This window comes from Sinorhizobium fredii USDA 205 (assembly GCF_001461695.1).
Taxonomy (GTDB): Bacteria; Pseudomonadota; Alphaproteobacteria; order Rhizobiales; family Rhizobiaceae; genus Sinorhizobium; species Sinorhizobium fredii.
Map to the genome: position 1 here is coordinate 37,771 of NZ_AUTC01000163.1, position 6,028 is coordinate 43,798.

7 protein-coding genes are annotated in these 6,028 nt (G+C 62.4%); 2 read left to right on the forward strand and 5 right to left on the reverse strand.

Annotated elements, in window-relative coordinates:
* Positions 1 to 1,503 carry an Asp-tRNA(Asn)/Glu-tRNA(Gln) amidotransferase subunit GatB gene (gatB, locus tag N181_RS23780; RefSeq protein ID WP_037401529.1) on the reverse strand — a complete coding sequence of 501 codons (1,503 nt, stop codon included), beginning with the start codon at positions 1,501 to 1,503 and terminating at the stop codon, positions 1 to 3.
* A gap of 333 nt (positions 1,504 to 1,836) precedes the next feature.
* Here gatB and N181_RS23785 point away from each other — a divergent pair, with 333 nt between their 5' ends.
* Complete coding sequence (locus tag N181_RS23785; RefSeq protein WP_014328031.1) at positions 1,837 to 2,091, forward strand: YjhX family toxin; 255 nt, start codon at positions 1,837 to 1,839, stop codon at positions 2,089 to 2,091.
* Between the two features lie 106 nt (positions 2,092 to 2,197).
* Here the strand turns inward: N181_RS23785 and N181_RS23790 are convergent, their stop codons facing one another.
* From N181_RS23790 to N181_RS23805, 4 genes are all read right to left on the reverse strand, one after another.
* Positions 2,198 to 2,671, reverse strand: coding sequence for a GNAT family N-acetyltransferase (locus tag N181_RS23790; protein ID WP_014328030.1), 474 nt, complete (start codon positions 2,669 to 2,671; stop codon positions 2,198 to 2,200).
* Between the two features lie 78 nt (positions 2,672 to 2,749).
* The gene (gene gatA, locus N181_RS23795) at positions 2,750 to 4,231 is read right to left on the reverse strand and encodes an Asp-tRNA(Asn)/Glu-tRNA(Gln) amidotransferase subunit GatA (RefSeq protein ID WP_037468298.1); all 1,482 of its coding nucleotides are present in this window, start codon (positions 4,229 to 4,231) and stop codon (positions 2,750 to 2,752) included.
* Positions 4,232 to 4,277: 46 nt separating this feature from the next.
* Positions 4,278 to 4,565 carry an Asp-tRNA(Asn)/Glu-tRNA(Gln) amidotransferase subunit GatC gene (gene gatC, locus N181_RS23800; RefSeq protein WP_037401536.1) on the reverse strand — a complete coding sequence of 96 codons (288 nt, stop codon included), beginning with the start codon at positions 4,563 to 4,565 and terminating at the stop codon, positions 4,278 to 4,280.
* A gap of 106 nt (positions 4,566 to 4,671) precedes the next feature.
* Positions 4,672 to 5,376 carry a metal-dependent hydrolase gene (locus N181_RS23805; RefSeq protein ID WP_037401541.1) on the reverse strand — a complete coding sequence of 235 codons (705 nt, stop codon included), beginning with the start codon at positions 5,374 to 5,376 and terminating at the stop codon, positions 4,672 to 4,674.
* A 120-nt stretch (positions 5,377 to 5,496) separates the two neighbouring features.
* Between N181_RS23805 and ruvX the strand changes: the two genes are divergently transcribed.
* The gene (gene ruvX / locus N181_RS23810; protein ID WP_014328027.1) at positions 5,497 to 5,985 is read left to right on the forward strand and encodes a Holliday junction resolvase RuvX; all 489 of its coding nucleotides are present in this window, start codon (positions 5,497 to 5,499) and stop codon (positions 5,983 to 5,985) included.
* Positions 5,986 to 6,028: the final 43 nt, after the last annotated feature.

Below are 6,028 nucleotides of genomic sequence, written 5' to 3' on the forward strand. Positions count from 1 at the left end.
TCACTCTTCGATGCCAAGCTTGGCCTTGACGAGAGCCTGCACCGCCTGCGGGTTCGCCTTGCCGCCGGTCGCCTTCATCACCTGGCCGACAAACCAGCCGGCAAGCGACGGCTTCGCCTTGGCCTTCTCCACCTGGTCCGGATTGGCGGCGATGATTTCATCGACGGCCTTCTCGATCGCGCCGGTGTCGGTGACCTGCTTCATACCGCGGCTCTCGACGATCTCGACCGGATCGCCCCCTTCGTTCCAGAGGATTTCGAAGAGATCCTTGGCGAGCTTGCCGGAGATCGTACCGGCCTTAATGAGATCGATGACGCCGCCGAGCTGGGCCGGCGAAACCGGAGTCTCTTCAATGGCTTTGCCGGCTTTGTTCAAGGCGCCCAGCAGGTCGTTGATCACCCAGTTCGCGGCAATCTTGCCGTCGCGTCCTTCGGCCACGGCTTCGAAATAGTCGGCGATCGCCTTTTCCGAAACGAGGACCGAAGCGTCATAGACCGAGAGCCCGAGGTCACGGACGAAGCGCTCCTTCTTGTCGTCCGGCAGTTCCGGAAGATCGGCCTTGAGCGCTTCGACGAAGGCGCCGTCGAACTCCAGCGGCAACAGGTCCGGATCGGGGAAATAGCGGTAGTCGTGCGCATCTTCCTTGGAGCGCATCGAGCGGGTTTCGCCCTTGTTCGGGTCGAAGAGCCGGGTTTCCTGATCGATCGTACCGCCATCCTCGAGGATGCCGATCTGGCGACGCGCCTCATATTCGACCGCCTGGCCGACGAAGCGGATCGAGTTGACGTTCTTGATTTCGCAGCGCGTCCCGAAAGCCGCACCCGGGCGGCGCACCGAGACGTTGACGTCGGCCCGCATAGACCCCTCGTCCATGTTGCCGTCGCAGGTGCCGAGATAGCGCAGGATGGAACGCAGCTTGGTGAGATAGGCCTTGGCCTCGTCCGACGAGCGCAGATCCGGCTTGGAGACAATCTCCATCAGCGCCACGCCCGAGCGGTTGAGGTCGACAAAGGACATGGAGGGATGCTGATCATGCATCGACTTGCCGGCATCCTGTTCCAGATGCAGGCGCTCGATGCCGATCTCGACATCCTCGAACTGTCCCTGGCGGTCGGGACCGATCGAAATGATGATCTTGCCCTCGCCGACGATCGGATCCTTGTACTGCGAGATCTGATAGCCCTGCGGCAGGTCCGGATAGAAATAGTTCTTGCGGTCGAAGATCGAGCGGTGGTTGATCTTGGCCTTGAGGCCGAGGCCGGTGCGCACGGCCTGCTTGACGCATTCCTTGTTGATGACCGGCAGCATGCCGGGCATGGCCGCGTCGACCAGCGAGACATTGGCATTCGGCGCGTTGCCGAACTCGGTCGACGCCCCGGAGAACAGCTTCGAATTGCTCAGCACCTGGGCATGGACTTCCATGCCGATGATGACCTCCCAGTCGCCGGTGGCGCCGGGAATGAAGCGTTTCGGATCGGGAGTGCGGACGTCGACGATGGTCATATCATGCTCTTCTTTGAAGCCTGAATTTTGAGGTTTCTCGGTAGAGCAATTGGTCGTGCGGTGCAAGGCTTGTGCGGCGCCGCGCAGCCGGCGCGCGCTCGTGCCGATATCAAGGCCGTCGGTGCGCAACCTTGACGTTCTGGCAGCGGTTGCCTAAGAATCCCGCTGTCCGAACGGAGTCTTTATGTTCCTTCAGTCTGAGTCCCGGTAAGGGCCCCTGCCCGCATTCACCAGAACTGCGCGCACGGGCCGGAAACGCGAACCCCGCTCATCTCACGATCGGCGGATCGTTTTCCTGCGTTCGGAAGAACGCCATTCCGGAACACTCAAAACATGGACATTTCGCGCGCCGAACAGCGCATTCTTCACCATTTGGCCCAGGGCGGCCGCATCGAAATTAAGCGGGAAGGCAAGACGATCGCCGAGATCCGCTGCTTCACACGCGACGGCTGGGTCTATCCCGGCGTCGATCTCGAGCTCTTCCGCAAGCTGAAACGCAAGCGGGCGATCAAGTCGTCGAGCGGAAGGCCCTATCGCATTACCGAACGCGGGCTCTATTTGGTCCGTTCCGAAGGCGACAACCGGTGACCCTCCGGCATGTAACCATCCGGTTACAAACCGGAGACGGAATCCATCTCCGGTTTGGCGCCTTCCTTCCGCCGCACGCTATCGGCTGTGCTCCGACATGGTTCGCCTATAACTGTTTGGAGAGGCCGATGAATTCCATGTCGCGGTCGAGCTTCTGTGAATAGGCGGTCGACAGCCACGTCACCCGGTAGCCGGCGCTTTGGAAGAAGGCGACCGCGGAGGCGTTCTGCGCATGCGTCTTTGCGTCTGCGGCATCGAAGCCCTCAGCCGCCATGCGTTGCTCCATGTCGGCCAGCAGCGCCCGGCCAAGACCCCTGCCCTGCGCTGCGGGATCGATCCAGAGATCGGAGATCGTTCCATCGAGGTCCTCGCGGGCGGCCCAGCCGCAGATCTGGTTTTCCTCCTCGATCAGCAGAACGGAAAGCCAGTGCTCCGTCAGGAAGTCGACAAATGCGTTCTCCGCCGCGTCTTGCATTCCCGCCACATCCGCGAGCCCTGCAATCGCCTTTGCCCAGGCCCTCAGCCCAATCGCCGCAAGAAGGCCGATCTCGTTCTGGCGAGCGTGGCGAATGACGATCATGAAGCGGAGCCCCTTTCCGCTTTCATTACATCACTATTGACGCCGCTTGACTATCGCCAAGGGCCACGCGGTGGCGGGTTACCACCACTTGGAAGGAGCGAAGCGGCCGGCGGCCTGTTCGATGACATGGGCCGTCTTGAACAGCGTCTCTTCGTCGAAAGGCTTGCCGATCAACTGCAGGCCGAGCGGCAGGCCCTTGTGATCGAGCCCGCCCGGTACGGCGATCCCCGGAAGCCCGGCCATGTTGACGGTCACGGTAAAGATGTCGTTCAGGTACATCTTGACCGGATCGGATGCGAGATCCTCGTCGGCAATGCCGAAGGCCGAGGACGGCGTGGCGGGGGTGAGGATCGCGTCGACGCCTGCCTGGAAGGCAAGCTCGAAGTCACGCTTGATCAGGGTCCGGACCTTCTGGGCGCGCAGGTAATAGGCGTCGTAATAGCCGGCCGAAAGCACATAGGTGCCGATCATGATGCGGCGCTTGACCTCGCGGCCGAAGCCGGCGGCGCGGGTCTTCTCATACATGTCGACGATGTCCTTGCCGTCGACACGCAGACCGTAGCGTACTCCGTCGTAGCGCGCCAGGTTGGACGAAGCTTCGGCCGGCGCGACGATGTAATAGGCGGGCAGCGCATATTTCGTGTGCGGCAGCGTGATGTCGACGATCTCGGCGCCGGCTTCCTTCAGCCAGGCGATGCCCTGCTGCCAGAGCGCCTCGATCTCCTCCGGCATGCCGTCGACGCGGTATTCCTTCGGAATGCCGATCTTCATCCCCTTGATCGACTGACCGAGCGACGCCTCGTAGTCGGGAACGGGAATGTCGACGGAGGTCGTGTCCTTCGGATCGACGCTTGCCATCGACGTCAGGAGGATCGCCGCATCGCGCACGTCACGGGCGATAGGACCGGCCTGGTCGAGCGAGGAGGCGAAGGCGACGACACCCCAGCGCGAGCAGCGGCCATAGGTCGGCTTGATGCCGACGGTACCGGTAAAGGCGGCCGGCTGGCGGATGGAGCCGCCGGTGTCGGTCGCCGTCGCGCCGGCGCAGAGATAGGCGGCGACGGCGGCAGCAGAGCCGCCGGAAGAGCCGCCGGGCACGAGATCCATGTTCGAGCCCTTGGCGCGCCACGGGTTCTTGACCGGGCCGTAATAGGAGGTCTCGTTGGACGAGCCCATGGCGAATTCGTCCATGTTGAGCTTGCCGAGCATGACGGCGCCGTCGTTCCAGAGGTTCTGGGTGACGGTCGATTCGTAGCGCGGCTTGAAGCCGTCGAGGATATGGCTGCAGGCCTGGGTGTGGACACCCTCCGTGCCGAAAAGGTCCTTGATGCCGAGCGGAATTCCTTCCAGCGCCCCGGCCTTGCCGGCGGCGATACGGGCGTCAGAGGCCTTGGCCATCTCCCGCGCCTTCTCCGGCGTCACCGTGACATAGGCATTAAGTGTGTCGTTGGCTGCCTCGATCGCTGCGATATAGGCATCGGTCAATTCGACCGCGGTGATTTCCTTGGCGGAAAGCTTGGCGCGGGCTTCGGCGATCGTGAGGCTGGTCAGGTCGGTCATGGTGCAATCGAACTTTCGAAATCTGGACGCGGGCGGCGGAAGCGGCTTACTCGACGACCTTGGGAACGAGGAAGAAATCACGATCCGAATTCGGCGCGTTGGCGACGATATCGGCGGCCTTGTCGCCATCCGCGACGATATCGTCCCGCTTCTTCATCTCCATCGGCGTCACCGAGGTCATCGGCTCGACGCCATCGACATTCACTTCGGATAGCTGCTCGACGAAGCCGAGGATGCCGTTGAGCTCGCCGGTCATCCGTTCGGCTTCCTCCTCGCTGACGGCGATGCGGGCAAGGCGCGCGACACGCTTCACGGTGGCTAGGTCTACGGACATGATCGTCTCCGGTCTCTCAGGATTTCCCCCGCTATAAAGACGAGTTGCACAACGTGCAACTCGCGAATAACGCCAACCCGCTTCTGTGTCAGGCAGTCGCTCGTCCTTAAGACGTGACGACGCCGCCGACCTCCGGTGTCGCGACCAGCGTCGAGGCGCCATCCATGCCGGCGACGAAGGTCTCCGGCGTCTGGTCGATGATGGGGAAGGAACCATAGTGGCACGGAATGGCCGTGTTGAACTTGAAATAACGCTGACAGGCGAGCGCCGCCACGGCTCCGCCCATCGTGAAGCGGTCGCCGATCGGCACGATGCCGATATCCGGCTCGTGCAACTCCTGGATCAGCGCCATGTCGGAGAAAATGTCGGTGTCGCCCATGTGGTAGAGCGTCGGCTCGTCGTCGAAATGAAGAACGAGGCCGTTGGCGTTGCCGAGGCAGTGCGAAACGCCGTCCTCGGTGATCTGCGCCGAGGAGTGCAGAGCATTGACGAAGGTGGCCGAGAAAGCGCCGAGCTTGATCGTGCCGCCGGTATTGCCAGGCTCCATCTTGGAGATGCCATGCCGTCCGAGCCACATGCACAGGTCGAAGTTGGCGACGACGGTGGCGCCGGTCTCCTTGGCGATCGCCACCGTGTCGCCGACGTGGTCGCCGTGGCCGTGGGTGAGAAGGATATGCGTCAGCCCGGCGGTGGCGGCCTGTCGCTCGCGGTCGTCGAAGGCTGGATTGCCGGTGAAGAACGGATCGATCAGGATCTTCGCCTTGGCGGTTTCGATGTGAAAGGCGGAATGGCCCAGCCATTTGATCTTCATGACGTTCTCCCTAAAACCACGGCGCCCGGCCCGAGCCGGACCAGAAAGGTGATCGATTTATCTGTCGGACAAGCATATGGATCAGACCAGCGCACTGGAAAGATCGAATCGGCTCATCCTATGGCAATTCTCACCATCGAAGAACTCGCCGCGCGGCTGCCGCCGCATCAGGCGATTGCGGGGCTGGACCTCGGCACCAAGACGATCGGCCTCTCGGTTTCCGATCTCGGACGGCGCTTCGCAACGCCGCGCGACGTCCTTCGCCGCGTCAAGTTCGGCATCGATGCGCAAGTGCTGCTCAATTTCGCCGCAAAGGAACGGATCGGAGCCTTCGTGATCGGCCTGCCCGTCAACATGGACGGGACGGAAGGGCCGCGCTGCCAGGCGACGCGGGCCTTCGTGCGCAGCATGGGCGAGAAGACGGAAATCCCCTTCGTGCTTTGGGACGAGCGGCTTTCAACGGTCGCGGCCGAGCGGGTGTTGATCGAAATGGACGTGTCGCGCAGGAAACGCGCCGAGCGCATCGACTCGGCCGCCGCCTCCTTCATTCTTCAGGGAGCGCTCGACAGATTGGCGTCGCTTGGCAGGGCCGATACCCCGGCCGGCTAGAGCCTTTCCTGGTTAAATTGAACCATTCTGTTGGCTCAAGCGG

Bases quoted from the DNA above. Each gene is read 5' to 3' on its own strand.
- gatB (WP_037401529.1), bottom strand. From the start codon at position 1,503: ATGACCATCGTCGACGTCCGCACTCCCGATCCGAAACGCTTCATTCCC.
- N181_RS23785 (WP_014328031.1), top strand. From the start codon at position 1,837: ATGGACATTTCGCGCGCCGAACAGCGCATTCTTCACCATTTGGCCCAG.
- N181_RS23790 (WP_014328030.1), bottom strand. From the start codon at position 2,671: ATGATCGTCATTCGCCACGCTCGCCAGAACGAGATCGGCCTTCTTGCG.
- gatA (WP_037468298.1), bottom strand. From the start codon at position 4,231: ATGACCGACCTGACCAGCCTCACGATCGCCGAAGCCCGCGCCAAGCTT.
- gatC (WP_037401536.1), bottom strand. From the start codon at position 4,565: ATGTCCGTAGACCTAGCCACCGTGAAGCGTGTCGCGCGCCTTGCCCGC.
- N181_RS23805 (WP_037401541.1), bottom strand. From the start codon at position 5,376: ATGAAGATCAAATGGCTGGGCCATTCCGCCTTTCACATCGAAACCGCC.
- ruvX (WP_014328027.1), top strand. From the start codon at position 5,497: ATGGCAATTCTCACCATCGAAGAACTCGCCGCGCGGCTGCCGCCGCAT.